Annotated in this window: 24 protein-coding genes; 3 read left to right on the forward strand and 21 right to left on the reverse strand. The window is 58.9% G+C overall.

Features of this window, described 5'->3' with window-relative positions:
• Positions 1 to 2: 2 nt before the first annotated feature.
• The 19 genes from AC1Q7H_RS20245 to AC1Q7H_RS20335 all read right to left on the reverse strand — a co-directional run bounded on the left by AC1Q7H_RS20245 (position 3) and on the right by AC1Q7H_RS20335 (position 15126).
• Entirely contained in the window at positions 3 to 230 is a 228-nt protein-coding gene (locus AC1Q7H_RS20245; protein WP_116298407.1) for a hypothetical protein, read from the reverse strand.
• Positions 231 to 242: 12 nt separating this feature from the next.
• Positions 243 to 671 carry a hypothetical protein gene (locus tag AC1Q7H_RS20250; RefSeq protein WP_492381646.1) on the reverse strand — a complete coding sequence of 143 codons (429 nt, stop codon included), beginning with the start codon at positions 669 to 671 and terminating at the stop codon, positions 243 to 245.
• A gap of 1 nt (position 672) precedes the next feature.
• Positions 673 to 1311, reverse strand: a complete 639-nt coding sequence (locus tag AC1Q7H_RS20255) for a DNA topoisomerase (protein ID WP_116298405.1) — start codon at positions 1309 to 1311, stop codon at positions 673 to 675.
• Between the two features lie 12 nt (positions 1312 to 1323).
• Entirely contained in the window at positions 1324 to 1827 is a 504-nt protein-coding gene (locus AC1Q7H_RS20260) for a hypothetical protein (protein ID WP_492381647.1), read from the reverse strand.
• Positions 1828 to 1979: 152 nt separating this feature from the next.
• The gene (locus AC1Q7H_RS20265; protein ID WP_492381648.1) at positions 1980 to 2366 is read right to left on the reverse strand and encodes a hypothetical protein; all 387 of its coding nucleotides are present in this window, start codon (positions 2364 to 2366) and stop codon (positions 1980 to 1982) included.
• Positions 2366 to 2653: a hypothetical protein gene (locus AC1Q7H_RS20270; RefSeq protein WP_492381649.1), complete on the reverse strand. Its 288-nt coding sequence runs from the start codon at positions 2651 to 2653 to the stop codon at positions 2366 to 2368. The genes AC1Q7H_RS20265 and AC1Q7H_RS20270 overlap by 1 nt, the downstream gene beginning before the upstream one ends.
• Before the next feature lie 148 nt (positions 2654 to 2801).
• Entirely contained in the window at positions 2802 to 3080 is a 279-nt protein-coding gene (locus AC1Q7H_RS20275) for an HU family DNA-binding protein (RefSeq protein ID WP_492381650.1), read from the reverse strand.
• Positions 3081 to 3116: 36 nt separating this feature from the next.
• Positions 3117 to 4505 (reverse strand): helicase HerA-like domain-containing protein, encoded by a 1389-nt coding sequence (locus AC1Q7H_RS20280; RefSeq protein WP_492381651.1) that lies wholly within the window; start codon positions 4503 to 4505, stop codon positions 3117 to 3119.
• Positions 4506 to 4789: 284 nt separating this feature from the next.
• Positions 4790 to 5485 (reverse strand): bactofilin family protein, encoded by a 696-nt coding sequence (locus tag AC1Q7H_RS20285; RefSeq protein ID WP_492381652.1) that lies wholly within the window; start codon positions 5483 to 5485, stop codon positions 4790 to 4792.
• A 7-nt stretch (positions 5486 to 5492) separates the two neighbouring features.
• Positions 5493 to 5885, reverse strand: coding sequence for a hypothetical protein (locus AC1Q7H_RS20290; RefSeq protein WP_492381653.1), 393 nt, complete (start codon positions 5883 to 5885; stop codon positions 5493 to 5495).
• Between the two features lie 454 nt (positions 5886 to 6339).
• The gene (locus AC1Q7H_RS20295) at positions 6340 to 6945 is read right to left on the reverse strand and encodes a hypothetical protein (protein WP_492381654.1); all 606 of its coding nucleotides are present in this window, start codon (positions 6943 to 6945) and stop codon (positions 6340 to 6342) included.
• 19 nt (positions 6946 to 6964) lie between these two features.
• Entirely contained in the window at positions 6965 to 7480 is a 516-nt protein-coding gene (locus AC1Q7H_RS20300; protein WP_492381655.1) for a hypothetical protein, read from the reverse strand.
• Positions 7481 to 7483: 3 nt separating this feature from the next.
• Positions 7484 to 8605 carry a hypothetical protein gene (locus AC1Q7H_RS20305; protein WP_492381656.1) on the reverse strand — a complete coding sequence of 374 codons (1122 nt, stop codon included), beginning with the start codon at positions 8603 to 8605 and terminating at the stop codon, positions 7484 to 7486.
• Between the two features lie 116 nt (positions 8606 to 8721).
• Positions 8722 to 9165 carry a YcbK family protein gene (locus AC1Q7H_RS20310; RefSeq protein WP_167884681.1) on the reverse strand — a complete coding sequence of 148 codons (444 nt, stop codon included), beginning with the start codon at positions 9163 to 9165 and terminating at the stop codon, positions 8722 to 8724.
• A 92-nt stretch (positions 9166 to 9257) separates the two neighbouring features.
• A complete protein-coding gene (locus AC1Q7H_RS20315) occupies positions 9258 to 12119 on the reverse strand; it encodes a type IV secretory system conjugative DNA transfer family protein (RefSeq protein WP_492381657.1) in 2862 nt (953 codons plus the stop codon).
• 14 nt (positions 12120 to 12133) lie between these two features.
• Entirely contained in the window at positions 12134 to 13132 is a 999-nt protein-coding gene (locus AC1Q7H_RS20320; RefSeq protein WP_492381658.1) for a hypothetical protein, read from the reverse strand.
• Positions 13133 to 13142: 10 nt separating this feature from the next.
• Positions 13143 to 14261, reverse strand: a complete 1119-nt coding sequence (locus AC1Q7H_RS20325) for a secretion/conjugation apparatus DotM-related subunit (RefSeq protein ID WP_492381659.1) — start codon at positions 14259 to 14261, stop codon at positions 13143 to 13145.
• Positions 14246 to 14722, reverse strand: coding sequence for a lytic transglycosylase domain-containing protein (locus tag AC1Q7H_RS20330; protein WP_492381660.1), 477 nt, complete (start codon positions 14720 to 14722; stop codon positions 14246 to 14248). Before AC1Q7H_RS20330 ends, AC1Q7H_RS20325 begins: the two co-directional genes overlap by 16 nt.
• Positions 14719 to 15126 carry a hypothetical protein gene (locus AC1Q7H_RS20335; RefSeq protein WP_492381661.1) on the reverse strand — a complete coding sequence of 136 codons (408 nt, stop codon included), beginning with the start codon at positions 15124 to 15126 and terminating at the stop codon, positions 14719 to 14721. The genes AC1Q7H_RS20330 and AC1Q7H_RS20335 overlap by 4 nt, the downstream gene beginning before the upstream one ends.
• A gap of 81 nt (positions 15127 to 15207) precedes the next feature.
• Here AC1Q7H_RS20335 and AC1Q7H_RS20340 point away from each other — a divergent pair, with 81 nt between their 5' ends.
• Both AC1Q7H_RS20340 and AC1Q7H_RS20345 read left to right on the forward strand, forming a co-directional pair.
• A complete protein-coding gene (locus tag AC1Q7H_RS20340) occupies positions 15208 to 15450 on the forward strand; it encodes a hypothetical protein (protein ID WP_492381662.1) in 243 nt (80 codons plus the stop codon).
• 155 nt (positions 15451 to 15605) lie between these two features.
• Entirely contained in the window at positions 15606 to 16610 is a 1005-nt protein-coding gene (locus AC1Q7H_RS20345) for a replication protein RepA (protein WP_492381663.1), read from the forward strand.
• 90 nt (positions 16611 to 16700) lie between these two features.
• Here the strand turns inward: AC1Q7H_RS20345 and AC1Q7H_RS20350 are convergent, their stop codons facing one another.
• Positions 16701 to 17075 (reverse strand): hypothetical protein, encoded by a 375-nt coding sequence (locus AC1Q7H_RS20350; RefSeq protein ID WP_492381664.1) that lies wholly within the window; start codon positions 17073 to 17075, stop codon positions 16701 to 16703.
• 187 nt (positions 17076 to 17262) lie between these two features.
• Between AC1Q7H_RS20350 and AC1Q7H_RS20355 the strand changes: the two genes are divergently transcribed.
• Complete coding sequence (locus AC1Q7H_RS20355; RefSeq protein ID WP_492381665.1) at positions 17263 to 17589, forward strand: hypothetical protein; 327 nt, start codon at positions 17263 to 17265, stop codon at positions 17587 to 17589.
• 161 nt (positions 17590 to 17750) lie between these two features.
• On the opposite strand, the gene AC1Q7H_RS20360 is transcribed toward AC1Q7H_RS20355, so the two are convergent.
• On the reverse strand, positions 17751 to 18008 hold the full coding sequence (locus AC1Q7H_RS20360; RefSeq protein ID WP_492381666.1) for a hypothetical protein: 258 nt from the start codon (positions 18006 to 18008) through the stop codon (positions 17751 to 17753).
• Positions 18009 to 18027 lie beyond the last annotated feature (19 nt).

An 18027-nucleotide genomic window follows, 5' to 3' on the forward strand; every position in this document is an offset into this window, starting at 1 on the left:
GACTACCCCCTCATGCCGAGAGGCCGCACGCGCTGAACGGCCTTGCTAGCCTCAACGCTCTTGAGAACTGGCTCGAGCTTCGCGGAGATCGAATCGAAATAGTCCGCTGCCTTCTGCAGGTTATCCCGGCTTGGCGTGATACCGAGCGCGCCGTAGCGGCTCAACCGCACCAGATTCCGTCCCGCTTGCTGCAGCTTGCGGGTGAGTTCGACGTTTTCGTCCAGGGACATGATGTTTGCTTCTTAGGTATTGTGAACTTCGTGCAACTCTTCTTCTAACGCGGGGTCTACGATGAAGGTTTCGTCCTCCGGGTCAAACAAGGAGGAGTCGTCTTCGATGCGCAGTGCACTCGCGCTCCGGATGCATGTCCGAAGCAGCCGAATGACGCTGTCTTCGGTGTATGGCTGCCCTGTCAGAGAATGCGTGCGTGATCCCGCATCAAGGCCAAATCTCGGGTAGATGGTCCCGTGGACGCCGAGATAGCAGGAGAACTCGATGACGTCACCGCTAAGGCGCAACGTCGCGACTTCGCTGTCGCCGTGAGAGCCGACCAGGTCGACAGAGCCCATTGCTTGGTTGGCGAGAAGCAGCAGCGACGACGCTCGCTCTCCCGCCAGATCCGCGATCATGGAAAGGTACTTTGTCTTCGCAATCGTCGCGATGGCGTTCATGTCAGTCGATCCATGTAGTGTGTTTGCATGCCGGGTAAGCGGAGCAACTCACCAGCTTCTTCCCAGAGGCCAGGCGTCGGCCTGTCATCGTTCCCTTGCCGCACTTCGGACAAGCAACACCATGCCCTGGCAAGGATTGATCGATCTCAGAGCGGGGCTTTGTATCCGCGTCTTGTTGTGCGCCCATCTTTGAGAGATCGAACTTGACCCCCTTCATGCCATCGACCAGTGCGCGACACATTTTGCGGATCATGTCGTCAAAGCTCGCGGCGGGCATCTTGCCTTCTGCAATGAGCCCCAGCGCCATCTCCCATTTCGCGGTGGTGACGGGGTCCCTGAGTTCCGGTGGCAGCTTCTCGATCAACTCGATGCCTGCGTCAGTCGGATGCAATTCGCCCTTCACGGCCTTGAGGTAGCCGCGTGCCTTCAATGTTTCGATGATCGCGTCACGGGTCCGCTCGGTACCGATCCCCCTGGTGTCCCGCAGAATGCGGCGATCCGCCTCGTTAGTAACGAAGCGGTGAATGTTGGTCATCGCCGAGATCAACGTGCCATCGTTGTATCGCCGCGGAGGCGTCGTCTCGGCTGCGCGCAGACGGGCGCGGCCTCCTGAAAGCCGCTGCCCTACCGTGTATGTCATGAGTGGCCGGGGTTAGCGGTAGTCGTCAAATCGCTGAGATTGATCCGTGGCCGAATCGCGCTTGGGGCGGGCGATACGCGCTTGCCGAAAGCCCAACTGCTTGTGCAGGTCCGGATCGCACTCGTCAGTCACGTACACGGCCACCGGTTCGGCATCCTCAATTCGCTGCTCGTCGTCGTTGAGCGGGTTGAAGAGGATGGTGTCGAAGTACACGTCGCCACCGTCTCCGCGTTGGTTGACCACGCTCCCCAGCGCAACCGTGCGGTGCCCCATCTCGCCCGACGCCTGGTCCGTATAGCTGGCGGTCAGCGAGATGACCACTCCCTCGCCGTCGCGACGGGCATTGATGAAGCCAAATACATGCTGGCGTCCCTGCCCGAGCAGGTCGATATACCCCGAGAAGGCAGCCCGGCTATTCGGGTTGGTGTTCTTGTAGAACGCCGCCTTCTCGAACCACTTCTCCCCGATTTTGCGGACACAGCGCAGGATGGGCTGCGGGCCTTGGTCGTACGACATAGCGATTCTCCGAAGTCGATTTGGAAGGGCATCGCTCGCGGCACGCGGCTATGCCTTGCGTATCATGCACACGATACAGAATGTCATCAAAATATAGCCGTTTGCCTGTTGACTGTCTAGGGATCAGCCTGCTGAGAACATCTCCAGGCGGTTTATTGCATCTTTTGAACGACAGGTCGGTGACGTTGACGGCCTTGGAGCCGGCGGATCAAGATGCGTCTTGCAACCACCAGAAGGCACGCTGCGAGACCAGAAACCATAGCCATGCGGTCCCTTACTGTCTCGGAGAACGTCCCCGGGGCTGGTGCCGGCTTGGCCTGGGCAAGTGCCTGAGCGCGCATCGCGCGCAGGCGCCCCTTCGTCGGATCCGGCTCACGCATCAGACCTTCGCGTAAGGCGGTGGCAGCGGATGGGTAGCCCCCCACGCTGGCGACAACCCATAGGATCTCCTCCTCGCTGGCCGGCAGATTGTCGCGGACCGACATCGTCAGTGTCAGCGCGACGAGTGCGCATATGGCGATGCCTTTGACATTCTTCATCAACTAAGGCTCTCCAAAGGAGTGCACTCGGCTTCCACCGCTGCGGGGCACACGAGGAGCAAGCCGCCACCTCGCGATGGCTTCATGGCTACAAAGACGACGAAGGCGGGATAGCGCAGCGCGCGAACGCAGCTCCGCGCAGTGATCTGCCCTTTGAACATGGCTTGAACGACGTTCCAGGTACGCCGAGCCCTAAACCAAAGAGATCTCTCGCGCCATAGCGCGCGCTTCTCCTCTTCCGAATCACATTCGCCAACGAGTTGGTGATCAATTTCATTGATCAGCATCTTGTTCCTTTTGCGGTTACTGGCGCTCCCTAGGCCATGGATCTCCCTCAAGGTCTTGCCGAGTGGTGGAGCATTCTGTACCCAACCCCTGACGCCTGATTCTTGCCGCTGCTTCGCTTCCGCAGGGATCAGGCGTCAACTCGCGTGGTTATTTGTTGACGGCATCCTTGAACTTCTGGCCCGCCTTGAACTTCACGGTCTTGGCCGCGCTAACCTTAATTTCCTCGCCAGTCTGAGGGTTGCGCGCCATACGTTCGGCGCGGTCGCCCTTGCTGAAGCTGCCGAATCCGATCAAGTTCAAGGTGTCACCCTTGGCCACGTTGTCCATGATGCTGTTGAGGGTAACGTTCAGTGCCTGTTCCGCTTTGGCTTTCGTCATACCGTCCACACCAGCAGCGATGGCGTCGATCAATTCGGTTTTCGTCATGTATTGCTCCTTCTAAAGTTGATAAGAATTTCAGCTCTACGCTTCTTCCAACGCCTTGAGTTGAACCTGCATGAACTTCGATGCCGTGGAGCCCACGGAGTCCCTGTACACCGCCATCGTTTTCCATGGCTTGATGAACTTCAACACGCTCTCTTCGATGTTGAGCTTCTTGCAGGACGCGCTCCAGTAGTAGCTATCGATGCCCAACAGGATCTTGGTGCCCACTGTTGTGATAACCGCCTCCGGGAAATGGGACGGCGCTTGCGAAACAACCCACAGCGCTAATCCAAATTTTCGCAGCTCGAGGCAAATCTTATTGTAGATGCTGTCGGGGTCGTCATCGAAAAGGTTGTGCGCTTCGTCCGCGCCCAGGATCTCCCGCACGTGGGGAACCGGGCCAAGCAGTTTCCGACGACGGGCGATGTACTGCGCTCGGACCATGCAAAAGAGCGTCTTTTCTTCTTCCGACAAACTCGTCAGGTTATACGACCAAACTTTTGCGGCGGGATCGAAGGGTGGCGGATTCGCATTGAAGATGCCGCGCGCCTCGAAGTTCTTCAGCCGGTCGATGACGCCTTTCAGCGTTTCCTTGCTGTCGTACTTGATGAGGTTGTCGAACTCCAGTCCGTTCTCGATGGATGCGATGTACTCGTCTACTTTGTCGCGGAATATGGCGACCGCCGCGTCGAAGTCCTTCTGCGCCTTCTCTTTTTCTTCCGCGGAAAAGGCCTTCTCCTGCTTCACCTGGGCCCGGTACTTGCGGGCCGCAGCACTGTTCATGGCCTCCAGCGCGCCCACGGCACGGAAGCCGGATTCGCTACCGTTCAAGCCGCCGTACATGGCTTTCAGGCGACGCTCCGCAAAGCCAATAGCATCACGCAGCGTCGGGTAGTAGAGGTTCAGTTCGCCCCAACGGCGCTGCTCCCAGATCTCGTCACGCAGCGCTTCGGTCATCTCCTTCCGTACCCACGTGTCAGGCTGACGTTCATGGATTCCATAGAAGGCGTAGAGATCCGTCAGAAGGTTTCGTAGCGTGGCCTCCTGTCGATCCATCAGCTTGCGAGATGTCTGGTTGATGGTGGAGATCAGGAAGTTGATCTGGCGGTTTACGCCGCCCGTTCTGGGGTCCGTATCAAGGACTAGCGGGTTGTATCCGTATCTGGTCTCCCCGTCGAACCTGACACGAGACTCTCCTTCGATGACCAGGTCGCCGTGCACGTCGAGGTTGTGGTACCGCTCGAACTCTTCGCCTGCAGTTGCGACCGCCTCAGCAATCATTTGCTTCAACCGAGTGCTCTTGCCAGTGCCCGACTTTCCACACACGAGTATGTGAGGGTTGATGATGCTGGCCGGGTCCCAATAGACGGGCACGTCTTGGGACTGGTGCTTTCGCTTGTAGTCGTCGTAGCCGAGGAAAACTCGCATGATATTGATGCCGAAGGCTGTGCTGGGTCGCGTGGCTTCTTAGCGGCGCAGCGCGTTCCCGGGAAATTTGATGTGAACCAGATAGCGCGGACCGACAGTCACCAGCATGAGTAGTGCGGCAACAAGGCACGCGACGGATAATTGAGCACCGTCAATCCCCACTACGGGAGCGAAGCGGTCCGCGATATCTTCCGCCGCAACGCATAGCCAGACTGGATGACTCGCCCAGATTGCGAGGGACGCGGCAAGCCACAGGCAAGCCATGGCTGCGACTCCACGAATCCTCATGCTGTCCGCACTGCCGCTGCGGGGCGCAGCTCGCTCACGTTGGTGGTCTCGCCAGCTTCGTCGCGATTCACCTCAACCCGAGCATTCGCGCCGAGATCGATACCCAATTCCTTGACGGGGTCTGGGTTGGCAGAATGCTCGGCGACGACATTCGGAATCACCATGGTCAATCGCCCGTCGAGTCGTGCGCCTTCTGCCATTGCCAGCGTGCTATACCGAATGTCGCCTCGCACGGCTGCTGCCTCGGTGAGGATCACGCGCTCGGCTTCGATGTCACCTTCTACCTGGCAACTGACGATGACGGCCTTCCCCCGGATGTTCCCATGCACGCTCGATGTGTGAGTCAGGATGACCTGGTGATCACCAGTGACAGTGATGTTGCCGCGGACAGGGCCTTGAAACACGACGTTCTCGCCAATCTCAATTTCACCGACAACGGTCATTGAGGCGGGTATCAGCGTGTGGACTACCTCTGTTCCATCCACGCTGGGAATCTTCACCTTGGTCGGGATCGCTGGAACGAGCGCCTTGCCCGCTTCGGGCTGAGCGGCATGCGGCGACGCAGCCAGCGGCGTACGCCCTTGCTGGCGCTCTGCATCCTGGATCGATTTCATCGACAGTTCCGCGGGCTTCTTGCGTACGATGCCCGCGGATAGGAGGATGCGCGTGAGGATGGGGGGATTGCTTTGCATACTGGCCTCAGTTCGGCACGTTGACAATGCGCTTGTCCGTTACGACCGTGCGCGATTGGGGATCAACAGCGACGAGCAGTTCGCCACTGGGAAGGCGGTGGCCGACCGCGTGCCGCTTGCCGGCTATCACGACAGATTCTTTGTCGAATGCGCTGATCCCGCTCTTCTCGGCAGTCATGAACTCAACGGGCAGGGCACTCACATCAACCTTCGCAGCCTTGGCTGTGGCTACTGTCTTTCGTGCCGCCTGCGAGGATGCCGAGGTCTCTTCCTTCCCCTTCTGGATGGTCGCCTTGGGCAGGGACGCCAAGAGCGTTTCCAGATCGACAAGGGTACGTTCCGCCTCGGCCAGTCGCATATTCTGCGCTTCCGCCGTCGCACGCAATGCTGCAAGCATCACGGTTGACGTCGCCTCTCGCTGACTTTCACGAGTAGACTCCTTCGCATCGGCGTGTACCACGGGCCCTGCAGCCTCTCGCCTTTCCGGGCTCACTATTGGTTGAGGCGCGCGCGCGGGCTCCTTTTGCGAGGTGGGCCCTGCAGCCGAAGGCCACCGCCCTCCATACGAATCGGTGTATAGGTATCCCGCAATGCCAATCACACACAGGAGGGCCACGAGCAGCACCCTTCCTGCTGCGGTCATCTCATATCCCCCAGCCTTCACTGCGGACCCTGTGGCCGGCGTCTTCAATGTGCCATCGACTTGCATCTCGCCCTCATTTGCGTTTTCGTATCTTATATACGATACGGAATCTGGATGATGGCAATTATTTGCATACGAGTCAAGAATCGCAGGCCTGGGCGTTGTCGGGCAGCGTCGCGATGGTTCACGCGCTGCCCATGTCTTCGAAACCTTACAGCATCACCTCGATATCAGGATGCAAGCGTGCACTGGCGGCAACTATGTGCTTGTAATCGCTGGGAAACGATGTTGCCGTAAGCGGCAGGGTGTGGAAACTAGTCATGGCTGGGTGCGTTACCACATGGACATGGGTAAAGCCTGGTAAGCGCAGGAGCCGTGGGATGAAGTCTGGCCGGCGAGCTATCAACTCCGCCTCTTTCAGAGAGCTGTAGTCCACGCCGCGACGGCCTTCTTCGGAAAGCCAGTCTAGCCAATGCTCTCGAATGCCTTGCATTAACTCCTTGCTGCTCCGTATAAGGTTCAGAAGGTCCACATTAGGCAGATCTTCTGGCTTCAACACCTTCGGATACAGCGGCTTTTCGACCTCCACGGAGAGATCCACTACGATCATCTCCAGCTTCTTTTCGTCGGCGTACTTGCGCGCATGCATCATGCCGACAAGACCGGACTGCCCCGACAGTCCGGAAATAAAGCCTGGTATCCGGTTGACCAATGGCATCGAAAAGTCGCGGATTCGAATCTTGTCCGGAATCGCGGCCTTCTTGAAAAACAGCACAACGGCCACGTCGATGCCCGGTGCCCCTTTTGTCTTTGTCATTCAGCTCTCTCTCCCCGAGTTAGCCTTTTCGCCAGGTAGCCCGTTCAAACAGGTCTGTAATTCCTAGGCGTTCGGCAATCTTGATTGCGTGTGTCCGCAGCAAAGTCCTCTTCTTTGCTCCAGCGAGGTGAACTCGGCTATAAGCCTCAATCAGTCGCTCGACTGGCTTGCTGTAGTTCCCCTCTCCAGCAAGCCAACGGTACACAGCTGCAGGCTCCCGCCCCACGAGCACTGCGAATTCCTTCTTGTCTGACGGATTTCCAGGATCGAAGCCCAGTTCGATCATGAATTGCTCAATGTCGAGTTGCCGGACACTCGGCATTGATTCCGGATGAGACTCGTATATTTCCAGCAGCTGACAGACCGCCTTGTCTTCGATTGGCTCTTGCGGCCTTGATCGCATCTCGGCAAATTTAGCACGTTGCAAGCCCAGCTGCTCACATGCCGCGCTCACGGTCAGGCCATTCTTCAAGCGCCACTTCTCGACCTCAAGATTCTTGATTGGTTCGGCCAAGGTTCGGTCTGTCTTTTTCATAATTTAGGTTGTTGGTCGGCTCCCCTTCCCAAATCCGGAAAGGTCATCCGCCTGCATTTCCATCTCAAACAGGTCGTCGTTGCCCACCAGGGCTACGTGTTGGGCGGCAACGCGCTCGATTCCTGCCTTTTCAGCCGGGGGCAAATGCCCAGCGGCCTCGAGTTTGCTCAATACATCCTGCACCGCCGCTGGCGGCTCCGAGACGGGCCGCAGCTGTCGAAACGGCTTCAATTCCACTACGTTGTCCGGCAGTTCCTGCGTGGCCTGATGTTTCAGGGCGAGTGCGTTCCTGAGTGCATCCTGCCCCACCCCGTACTTGTCGAGCAGGCCTGCCAACTCAGCTTCGCTGTAGCCGGCTTCCAGTGCGGTCGCACAGATCTGCTCACGCGCCCGACGTTGCGCTGCTAGCGCAGAATCGAGCCGATCCAACTCAACAACGTATGGCGTCATCTCGCGTTGCGGGTCGAATTCGCGAGCTAGCGTTCCGCCGCCGCGGCGAATGTCGCTGGCAAACACCGCTAGGGCATCCTCCGCACTGATGTCCAGTCGCGCAGCAGCCGGCGAAATGTGGACCAGGATTCGCGATTCCAGATCCGAGACCACACCATTCATTTGCCGATCCAGATCGCAATTTGACTGAAGCAGTACCCGAAGAGCAATCTTCGGGTCCGCGAGTTCCGGCGTGCTAAGCGCGGCCCGCAGGGAAGCGGACAAATTTTGTCCAGTAGCCGACTCCACCAGGCCGGAAACCATGGTCTGGACCCGGTCGAGGATTTCCTGTGGCCCCTTGACTTGGAAGCCTTCGGGGGATTCCGTTGCCATCAAGGGAGGGCCGTCATCGTAGCCACCGCCCTTGGTAGGATCGGCCTGCCCCTCGGCGCTGGCACCGCTCGCGGCTTCCGGCCTGCCAGTAAAGAAACTCACGATACGGCGCAGCAAGGCGCGAATGGCTTCGATCAGGTGACGCAACGTGATGCCTTCGGCCTCCTGACCTTGCACGGGAGATTTCTTCACCCGGCTTGCCAGCGCGGCTTTGTCCAGCCAAAGCTCGCCGTTACCGACTGTGGCCACCTCCTTCTCTGCGGGACTTCCAAAGTAACTTTCCGACATTACGCCCGGGGTCATAGAGTGCTCCAGCGCGATTCTGTATCGCTTCAATTATACGGGGTTGCAAACAGGGAGAGCCGAAATCAGCCCCATCCAAAAGAGTGAGAAGAAATTACGGAGTGCTTTTTAGATCACTAACGTGCCCTCCATGTCCGGACCCGCTCATCGACGTCGTTGTGCACGAAGTCCCTCTGGGTGTAGAACCCAACCCCACCCTGCCGCGCCAAATAGGCCAGGCGCCCCAGATATTCAGCAGAGATCTCGCGGGTGCTGAAATCTACGGCCCGGAACACTCCCATCTGATTCGGCAAGTGCCGCGAATTCTGAACCCCACCTTCGCGGCTATTGGTGGAAACCACGCGGCATCCGGAGTGGACGACAAACGGGATCGTGTAACCGTAGGCCGACAGCCACGCCTGCTCCCAGGCCAGCAGCCGAAGCAACGCAGGATGCGGGCTACCAGTAAAGCCGGCCTGGACGTCCCGGAGTAGGTACGCCGCAGCACGATATCCCTCAGGCGTAGCGAAGTCGATGCGCGCCTGGTCCTTGCCGCGGCGCAGCCACAGAACAGAAGGCATCGCGGCCTCCTGCCCCAATGCCTCACGCACCCCCACACAAGGGGCAATCGCGGCCGCCGCCACGGCTGCGCGGAGGAAGTCTCGCCTCAACATCACCGCGCCTTGTTCGCCGATTTCTCGATGTTCGCCTGCATGCTTCCGAAGAGTTGCTCAATGTCTTCGATGCTCATGTCTTCAGCAGGCTGACTCCACTTCAACTGCGCTGAGATCTCGCTCTCGGTGGCCTTCACCGCTTCCTGTGGCTGCTCGCTGCCAAGCGCCTCTTCCATGCGCACCAGCATGTCTGCCGCCTCCTGCGTAAAGCCGATGACGACTGGATTGGTCTCGACCTGGTGCGCGGTTCTCTGCGGTGGCTCCGGGTTCACGAGATCGACCTGTGCAGGGGTCAGATTGTGCTCGCGCTCCATAGCGCGCTCATTGGACGTGTCGCCATCAGCCTGCGGGCTGTCCTGATACTGTGCGAGCCATTCGTTCAGGCCACCGTCTGTACTGTCGCTCGCGCTGCTGGCTGGACTACCGCCGCCTTCCGCACCGCAAGCCTGCACACTTGCCGCTTGGGATTCTGGCAACGTGTCATAGTCATCCGGCACAGTAGCACTGACCGTCTTCTCCTTGATGCTCGACAGCACCGATGCAGGTCGCTGTGTAGACTCGGCAAACTCACGCACCAGCTCTGCAAATGCATTCGACGCGGCTTTCTCCTGCAGCGGAGGATTGTGGTACGGCTCCGTACGGACAGCCGCCTCCTGGTTCGGTGCGGCAGGCACGATAGCAGGTGCTTCAGCTGCGAAATCAACACCTTCGTACTGCTCGATGGCAGAGGGCTCAGAAGCCTGCTCTTCCTCGCCACCGGCTGCCTTCCAGTACCGGCCTTGCGCATCGGGCTGGTGCGCGCGCAATGCTGCCACCGCAGCCTGGTAGTAGGCAATGCCGCGATTCACAGCGCCTTCGTTCGGATTCGCATCCTCGATCCTTAGCCACGTCTCACGAACCGCTGCGACGATGGGGTCATCGTTGGCTGGGTACTTCTTTGCGGTGCCCTCTCGGATCTTCTGCAGGATATGGGCAATGGTTGTGAAGCGACGGTCCGTCGCCTTGATTGGCTTCACCTTGCCTTTCAGCTCGAAGAACTGCGGACGGTCTACCTGCAGGAAGCGGTTCAGACGGAAAGGCAGTTTGGTCTTCTTGAACGAGTGGAACCAGGTGAAGCTTCGTGCTCGCGTCACCTGGTCCTTGAAGATCAAGATGCCCTCCATCTCCTTGAGGGCCTTCAACTCCTGCAGCTCGATGCGATCTCGGCGCTGGATGGACCCCGTTAGCGCCTGATTGAAGTTCGTTGGAAAGAGGTTTCCAACACTCCCCTCATAGGAGCCCGTCTCGACGGTGATCGCCTGGCCAGCAGCCTTCTTGAAGACCTCTAGCGTCTTGTCTGGATCCTCCAATGCCAACGTGTACTTGATCTTCGTGTTGGCGATCATCGAATCCACTTCTTCCTTGTTCTCTCCCTTTGCCATAGCCGCCACGTCTTGGCCCGCGGCGATCATCATGAAACCAAGGCTTCGCGCCTGAGCGAACATGAGCGCGATGCCCTCGGCAAAGTAGTAGCCCAGTTCGTCCATCGTGATGATGTACGGGGCCGGAGAGTTCGTTGCCTTGGTGTCGATGATCTCTGCGTAGGTGCCTTCGAGTCTGTGACCAAGGTTCATCGCCATCATGAGACGAATACTCGCGACCACCAACTTCCCAAGATTGGCCGCTTCCTGCGCGGACTTCTCCAACGTCGGGATCATGACCACCAGGATGCGCCGGTTCAGCAGCACATCCATCATGTCCACTTCGGAGTATTTGTCCTTGAAGATGTAGCCATACGTGTCCATCAGCATGGAAAGCGTGCGCGCGTATTGGCCGGTCAGGTACCCGTGCTGGTCATAGACGCCCTGATCCCACTTGTCTGGCTTGTCCGCGAGATCTGGGCGGAAGCCAGGCAGGCCTGTCTCAAGGTAGGCCTTGATCGGCAGGAATGCATACTCCGGAATTTCGCCTTTCTTACCTTTCAGGTAGAGCTTCACCAAGTTCGGAAGCGCCAGGTATTCCCGGATGACGCCGATGGATAGGGTGAGATTGCCAACTGCTCGCTCGTAACACAGCGTACGCAGCACGGCGTCCATCATGTTCACCGCCTTTTGCTGCCACTGCGCCCCATCCCCGCCCGCCTTTGGCAACAACGACGACGAGAGCTGCGACAGGAAATCTGGCGTGCCCTCGTACCACGGGTTCATGCTGTTCGAATGCTTCTCCGTGGATTTCTTGCGCTTGTACGGATCCGCACCGCCAGTCATGAAGTTGAGGACAAGGTAATCGTCCTCCCGACCGGTTCTGCGGCACATGCTCCACACCGCGGCGTGAAGGCTGGAATCAGCCTTTCCGTCCGAGTAGAAGAAGCCCGACCCCCACGCCAAGGCATTGAAGCAGATCGAGAGCAGCGTGACAGTCTTACCGGAGCCTGTCGTGCCCATCAGCAGCATATGCGTGCGAGCATCTGAGTTCGTGACCCAAAGCTCTTTCAGGTGCTCGGCCTGATCGACGGAACGCTGATTGCCGAGGTGCAGGATGCCGTCTGCTTCCTTGCGTTTGATCACCTCCCCGGTACCATCCTTGTTCGGCTCCGCCGCTTCCAGCGTAGGGTCAATACCGCCGAGATGCTTTGGCATTCGCATCGGCAGCTGGAAACGCTGCCACGAGTACCAGAGCTGAGTAAGCAGCATCACTACTGTGATCGGAAGCCATAGAAATGACAGTGCTACGGAAGCAACGGCTGCTCCTAGCTGGAATTTTGCATAGTTCCGTGGCTGCTTGAGCCAATCCCCGATCTTTTGCGCGATGGGGCGTGGGTCGAGCGTGATCCCCTGCTGGGATAGCTCCCGATTAGGCGCGGTCTGGTATGGGTTGTTCACGGTCGTTCACCGCATCATCGGTACTGCTTCACCAGGTCATTCAGATCCAGCAGCTGACCATCTGCGTTGACCACCGATGGCGTTTGCGTGAGTCCCATCGCTTCAAACGCCTGGCGGTTCTTTTCAAGCCATTCCTTCCCCTTTGCGCACAACTCGGGGGCGCGACCCTGCTTCTGAAACAGCTCTTCGTTCAACGTGCTTTCCTTACCGCGAACGTCGACCGCCATCGCGTCCCCCCATGCCGCTGCCTGCTGCTTCGAATCCCCCCGGCACAGCGCGTCGACAGCCACTTCATCCGACCCGGGCTTGTAGGCAACGGGTAGGACGACAACCGGTTGATGCCGGGCAATCTCCTGGATAGCGGGCTCAAACGCTCTGCATGCGGGGCATTTCGGGTCGGAGAAGACGTAGATCGATGGCGTGCCTTTCGGAAAGAGGACCGGGCTTACAGAAATCTGCCCGTCCGTGCGCGCAACGGGCGAGGCATTGGAAGTCGGCGCAGAAGGCAGCGCGGAAGGCCCGGCGATTCGGTTTGCCTCGGCCAGGATCGCGGCAGTCAACTCTGGTGATTGAGATTTCGCGGTAGCGAGAGTTGCGATACTGCTGTACATGCCAAGGACAAGCAGCGGAACACCGACGTATAGCCCCAGCGTGCGCAGCCTTGCTTTCAGACGCTCCACGAACGAGCGGCGATGGAATGCTCTGACGATGAGTCCATGAGCACGCTCGGCGTCCTCGTGCGATTGGAACCTTTCGAGGATGCGTAGCTTTTCGCCCGCATCCTCCGTAACGAAAACGATGGCGTAAGGCGCGGTAGCTGCATCGTCTTGCGAAGTGTCCCCGGGCCTGGCGGAAGCGACAGAGAAGGCATTCAGCGACGCTTCATTAGCCGAGGTCAACCGAACACGCGACAACGCCTTCATATGGCCGGTACCGGCGAAGAATGATGAGAGGGAGCCATCCGGCTCGATGCGCACAAAATCCTTCGGCTTTCGCTCAAACGAGATCTTCATTTCCTTTCCTTCACGGTCGGTTCAATAGCGAGAATTCATCTTGCTTGCTGGACTGTTCGATGACGCCTGTGTCCTCGAGATACTTCCGAAGGCCTGCCAGGGCGTTGTCGACGTGCGGCTCCAACAGGACGCACCCGGCATCCCATGCCACCTCTTCGGCTTGCATGTGATTAAAGACCCCAGCCGACTCCATCATTGGGGCCTTCCGGCCAGCAGTGTTGAGCGGATACCAGAGTGCCCGGTCGTGCGGTTTGAGCCAGATGAACTCCGAGGATGGCAGCGTGCCTAGTTCGCGCGCTTGAATGAGCATCGCCATCAGTAAAGTGCGCGGATACCTGTGCTTCTTGATCCAGACATCTACTTCTTTGCATTTCATGCAACGCTGGAACGCAGGTGTGGCCAAGGTGAAGTCAGGCCGCGAGCCTTCATTTGACGCGCTGTAGTTCAGTGCATCCATGAGTGTGCGACATGCCTCGAGGTCCTTGAAGAACACGCGGAGGCCGAGCACGGCGAATAATGCGCGTTCGGTGGGAGCCAGTTTCGCCAGCTGACGACGGTCCGCGACAGGTTGCCCGAGCTGCTGCGCGAGCAACTCTCTAGTCCGGTCCTCGTCCAGGTGGTCTGAATAGATCAGCCCGTGCTCAGCAACCCATTCTTCCGGGTGCACAGACGATGCCCACTCTGGCGGGTCTTCCTGAGAAAGATCCCGGTGCAGGATCGGAGCGACCGCAGAAAAGTTCTGGCTCTGCGCTTCCAGCAGGCTTTGAATGGTGTAGACGCTTTTTGATTTGAGGATCGGGTTGCGCAAGGCCTTAATGGAAAACCAGATGCCGAGTGAAACGGGCACAAAGGCCCAGAGATATCCCACTGCTGACCCAGCAACCCAGATCTCTTTGAACGTCACGACACGTGCATACTTGAAGTATGTGATCAGCTGCCACTGACGATCCCTTGCGAAGTCGAAGAGCTTGGCCCACGGGTAGATCTCGTAGCCCTTCCAGATCAGCAGTCGCTGCGCCATGGCCTCATGCCGGAAGGTCCACAGGAACCAGAAGAGCGCGACCGCGATCAGAATGCACATGCCGACCAGCGGGGCTGCGGAGCGGTCGTTCTTTATTTGATCTGACATCCGAACCTCTTTGCCGCGTTAGCCACCCGCAAGACATAGCCATAACCGATGACGGGGTCTGGGTTGTGATACTTCGCTACCCCAGTCCAGAAATCACGCGCGCGGTTCATCTCATATCGCAGGACGTAACCTGCGCCGCGGATAGCAAGACACCGGTCTTGGACGATCTGTTGCGCCGTAATGCCGAAGTTGCGCTGGAAATAGCGGATCCAGAAGTCGTTGTGTTGCATGATTCCGTAATCGCGCGATCCGTCCCGATTTGGCCGGGACACCATATTGGTGCTCTTCGACCCAGAGGTTTCCACTTGGTGGATGCCGCGGAGGATGCAAGACGGCACCTGGTACTCCGCCTCTGCTGCGGCAAAGCACGCCTCCAGTTCTGCGTCGTCCGAAGCAGCAGCGGTGGTTGCGATCAGTGCCGTCGCCGCAGCGACAAGTAGCTTCCGCTGAACCCCCGTCATTGCGTTTCCTCGATCTCTTGAATGCAGACCAGCAGATGGCGTAGCTTCTCGGTCGAGAACAGCAAGGCGTATTCGCCTCCCTTCCGAATGCGATCCAGGCGGCGGTTGGCTTCCGGAATGGTTTCGACGTGATGTGGCCACTTATGCTCGATGGCGATCACGACTGGTATCGCGGCGGTAAACGGCACTGCTGCGATAAAGCGGTTCAGCTCGACATGGCATGCTTCCAGGTCATCTCGCGACATGGCTGCGACCATCTTGGCCATGCGATTGGCCGCGGCGGCGATCTGCTGCTTGGGCATGCCTTGGTGCGGTGCATCGATCTGCCTTGCAACCATCCGGCCCAGTTCCGACTGCAGCAACTCGATCAACGCCTCCCGAGGCTCTCCGAGCGTTGAGGCCATGTGTTAGGATCTCCATTAGTTCCGTATCGATGTATCGATACGCATTGTAACGCCAAACTTAAAGTTGACTGGGAGGAAAAATTGACTGAGTCGATGAAGCAGGAGCAACCGCGCGCCCAGACGGGTAAGCACGAGAAAGAGGAAGGCTCTACCCAGGAACTCAGCCACCTGGCGAGTCTGGCGGGTCTCGGGCTGATCGGACACGTGGCAGACCTTGCCGAGGCCGGTTGCGAGGAAATCGTCGCTGAGCGCCCGGGCGGTTCGGTCCTGGCAACTGATCCCCGCGCAGCGGTGGAGCCGCGCAAGCGCTACACCCCCAGGTGAAGTCAGACCGAGAATCGAGAGCCCGCCTCAAGGCGGGCTTCTTTTTTGTCACTGCTTGCCAACACCCCCGGCCAAGCCGTGAAAGCAGTGTATTTGACATATCGCCTCCCTCCCTCTATCGTTTACGTGTCATAGCATCGATACGGAATTAAGTTATGGTCGAACTGGAACTGGTTGCGCCCGCCGCCAAAGCGAGAACAAAGGTCTGTGCGGGCGAAAAGATCATTCAAGCGTCAAGCGTAATCGCCGCTCGCAAGCCCGGAAGTGATGAGGTGGGATTCGGCGCGAAATGCCTCGTCTCTGCTTCTCTGCCATACCGAAATCCGAAGCCGGAGCAGTTGATCAACGGCGCCTGGCTCAGGCACAACGGAAACTACGCTCTTTGGATACAGGGCGGCATCAACGGGATTCCCTACGGCATCTATCCGCGCCTGTTTGTCATGTGGCTGACTTCAGAGGCGCTTCGGACGGGCAGCCGGAAGATTCATACCGGTGGTACGTTCGCCGAGTTTTGCCGCAAGCTGAACATTGATCGGAGTCGAGGCAAGCGCGGTGCGGGCAAAGCCTTGATCGAACAAGCGGATCGCTTTTTGCAGAGCCGTGCTGCGTTTGTAACGCTTCCAGCCCATCTTGCCACGGGCAAGCGAGCGGACATTCTCAGCGCAAAGCTCAAGCACACCGATCTTCTCAACTTTGCAGACGAATACTCCCTCTTTTTTGACCCGGATGAGCAGGCGTCGCAACAGGGTTCGTTGTTCGGGTCCGAAATCACCCTCACGGAAAATTTCTTCAACGAGATCACGACTCACTGCATTCCAGTGGATCTGCGAGCTGTTTCCGCCCTCCAGCGCTCGCCGATGGATCTCGATATTTATCAGTGGCTGGCTTACCGGATGTTCAAGCTGACCAAGCCGGCTCGCCCGACCTGGGAACAGCTGTATCAGCAGTTCGGGTCTAACTACGGTCGACTTCGAGACTTCCGAAGCGAGTTCATCGAATCCCTCAAACGTGTCGAACTCGTCTACCCCGGGCTTCGCTTAAGCGAAGCGGAGGGTGGCAGTGGGCTGGTGCTCTATCCCTCGCCGACTCCGGTGGCTCCGACTTCCCTCCCCTCTGGCCGTAGCGGTGACGAATTGCCTCAGCTCCTACTCGCGAGTTAATTTTCAGCCAGCGTCCGGGAGTGGGCCACACGAATCCCATCCGGGGTGAAATGGTCGCGCTTAGCGATGCATAGCCGATTTATATAGGCCCTACTCCGCCGCGCCCCGAATCCTTGCCGCTTGTTGGGTGGACCAGTCCGCCAGAATGGCCAGGCGCTCCGGCGAGTCGCGCCATGCGCTAGCTATCCCGTCCTTTGCGGCATCGATATCGTCGCCCAAGGCTTCGAGTTCCGTCGCCAGCTCCTGCTCCAAGGCGGCGAGATCCACGGCTGTCACGGCGCTCTTGTCGGACGCGGTGCGCCCCGGTGTTCCGAACGCTGCCCGCGCGGCCCGCCTGGCGATGCCGCGCCCGAGGAGACGCTGCGCGCAGCGCAGCGCCACCGTTGGTGAGATATCCAGTGTGCAGCCCGCCAGGCGCACCACTATCTGTCGGCGCTTCGCACGCTTCACAGCCGCGGAGACCATAGCCCCACAGCGGCACGCCGCCTGCCGCATCACTCGATCAACCTCCGATGGCTCGGGCAGCACGGGCCTGCCCTCGCTGTCGCGGCCAAGGCGTCGCATGGTCGCAGTCAGGAGAACATACGTCGCGCGAACCCCCTCCAACCCCCGCAATCGGATGGCTGTCGAATACCTGTATATTCATACAGGTATGCCTAAGAAGAAATTTCCTATCGGCCCGGACGGAAAATGCGAATACCCCCGGCTGACCGCCGCCCAATTGCGCGCCATCTACGAACGCAATCCGTCCGCAGAGGTGCGCGAGCTGCTATGGGAAATCCACCGGCTGCGCCTACTGATCCTGCGCGCCAATCAGCTCCAGGTGGCGTTGGACGGCGGCTGTGCGAACTCCACCGAATTCATCCTGGACATCTTTAGGCGCGAGCTGGCCGGCGAGCCATGCGTCGCCGAGAGACGCGAGTGGGAACGGCAATTCTTTGGGCCTCCCCGCTCAGGCGGTGCACATCGGCAGGAATGATCCGGCTGGGGTGAAATGGTCGCGGCTTCTCTGGCGGCGCTGTTGCCTAGCTGTGGCCGGAAGTGTCGTTTGCCATTTGGACGCGCCATGCCGATAACAATCAGTTATCGGCATGGGCCACAGCGACGAAGAAGCCGCCGGAGGGCGGCGCTTTGCCCTCTTCAATCATCGGACGTGTAAAACGCCCGGCCGCACGCCGGGCACTGCCATATGGGGGATTTACCCGGCGGTTGCGAGGCGTCCTCGTCCGGATAGCCGCAGGTCGCACAGGTGCCAACCGTGGCGCGGATCCGCGCCTGGCGCTCTGGTGGCAGGCGCTGAAACTCGGCGCGATTCCGCCGCACCATTTCTCGGTATTCCTCGATTGTCATATCCGGGAACAGGGCTCGCCGGATTTCTTCTTCGTCGGCTGGTTCCATAGCGACCTCCTTTTTGAGG

It is taken from the genome of Cupriavidus sp. GW823-FHT06D04 (assembly GCF_058795055.1).